1 protein-coding gene is annotated in these 1,962 nt (G+C 45.1%); it reads left to right on the top strand.

The window, feature by feature from the left end; translation table 11 throughout:
* Positions 1–148: 148 nt before the first annotated feature.
* Complete coding sequence (locus Q5691_RS27470; protein WP_333217131.1) at positions 149–1,891, top strand: IS1634 family transposase; 1,743 nt, start codon at positions 149–151, stop codon at positions 1,889–1,891.
* Positions 1,892–1,962: the final 71 nt, after the last annotated feature.

The raw sequence follows: 1,962 nt of genomic DNA, 5'->3' as shown, positions 1-1,962 counted from the left end.
CTGAAGTTCCCCCAGTAGGGGGAATGTTCAAATCTCACAAACCCTTGCACTACAAGGAACGATCGCCTTTTTACCCCCAAGCGTGTACCCATGTAATTTAAGGATTTCTTTAGAGTCTTTAGTCAGCGCTCGCGGTATAATTGTAGTCATGTATATCGAACGTGTTCCAAACAGAAATTCTCCGCCGGCCGTATTACTTCGCGAGTCCTACCGCGAAGGTTCAAAAGTACGGAAACGCACTCTGGCAAACTTGTCTAAATTGCCCGACCATGCCATAGATGGACTGCAAGCCTTGTTAAAAGGTGGCGTAACGATCGCTTCTTTGCCTGATTCTTTTAAAATCACCCGTTCGCGCCCACACGGCCACGTAGCAGCAGTATTGGGCTGCCTGAAAAACACTGGCTTACACAACTTAATTAGTTCCGAAAATAGTCGCAACAGAAGATTGGTATTGGCGATGATAATTGCCAGAATTATCGACCCGCGCTCGAAACTCGCCACCGCGAGAGGATTCAACGAAGAAACTTGTTTTTCGAGTATTGGCAAAATCTTAGGCATTGAGGGTGCCGATGAAGATGAACTATATTTGGCAATGGATTGGCTCTTATCCAGACAAGAATCGATCGAAAATAATTTGGCCTCTCTTCATCTGGCATCATCAACATTGGTACTGTATGATGTATCGAGCAGCTATTTTGAGGGCAAAACTTGCCCCCTAGCCCGGTACGGTTACAATCGGGATGGCAAAAGAGGTAAATTGCAAATCGTATTCGGATTAATGTGCGATGCTTCTGGCTGTCCGATCGCGATCGAAGTATTTGAAGGCAATACTGCTGACCCGACAACGCTCACCAATCAAATTACCAAACTCAAAGAAAGATTTGGGATTGCTAAAATAATTTGGGTGGGCGATCGAGGTATTATCTCTTCAACTACAATTCAACAACATTTTCAAGCTAACGATCGCGCTTTCGATTGGATTAGCGCGCTGCGTTCGGTACAAATCCGCACCCTCGTCGAGCAAGAATCGATTCAACTCTCTTTATTTGATGAAAAAAATATCGCTGAAATATCGTCATCTGAGTATCCGGGAGAACGCTTAATCGCCTGTCGCAATCCGATGCTGGCAGCAGAACGAGCCAAAACCAGAGAGGAATTGTTGCAAGCCACCGAAAAAGAATTAGCCAAAATCGCTGCTGCGACAACTAGAGAGAAGCGACGTTTAAAAGGGGCATCAAATATTGCTCTCAAAGTGGGAAAAGTGGTGAATCGTTACAAAGTTGCCAAGCATTTCAAACTTGATTTTCAAGAGAACAGCTTCTGCTACGAAAGAAACACGCAAAGTATTGAAAACGAAGCAGCTCTTGACGGTTTGTACGTGATTCGGACTTCAGTCGAGTCAGAAGTTTTATCGCCAACAGAAACGGTGAGAGCTTATAAAAGCCTGTCCCAAGTAGAACAAGCTTTTCGGAGTTTTAAGACTGTCGATTTAAAGGTGCGACCGATTTACCACCGCCTGGGCGCTCGAGTTAAGGCTCACGTATTTTTATGTATGTTAGCCTATTATGTAGAATGGCAAATGCGTTCTCTGTTGGCTCCGATGCTATTTGATGAGGACGATTGGGAATCGGCTCACCAACAGCAAGAATCAGTGGTGAAAGCCGCCAAGAGCGATCGCACTCGTGCCAAGGCGAGAACCAAGCGAACTGCCGATAATTTGCCAGTACATAGCTTCCAAACAATACTCGCAGATTTGGGTACGATCGCCCACAATGAAATTCTGGCAACTATGGAGGGTGCTAGTTGGGTTTTCGATAAGATTACTCAACCAACAATTGTGCAACAAAAAGCTTTGGATTTACTCGGCGTTTCTCTGATTTGTACCCAGTAAAACCGGAGTCAAAATCCTCCAAAGGTTTACCCTACATACTCCGACGCCTTTTGTCAATGGGGGAACTTCAG

Source organism: Microcoleus sp. w1-18aA5, from assembly GCF_036701705.1.
Classification (GTDB): Bacteria; Cyanobacteriota; Cyanobacteriia; order Cyanobacteriales; family Microcoleaceae; genus Microcoleus.
The sequence above is the reverse complement of the archived record's forward strand: the minus strand, read 5'-3'. Positions and strand labels throughout refer to the sequence as shown.

Excerpts from the sequence above, each read along its gene's own strand:
- Q5691_RS27470 (WP_333217131.1), top strand. The coding sequence starts at position 149 with ATGTATATCGAACGTGTTCCAAACAGAAATTCTCCGCCGGCCGTATTA.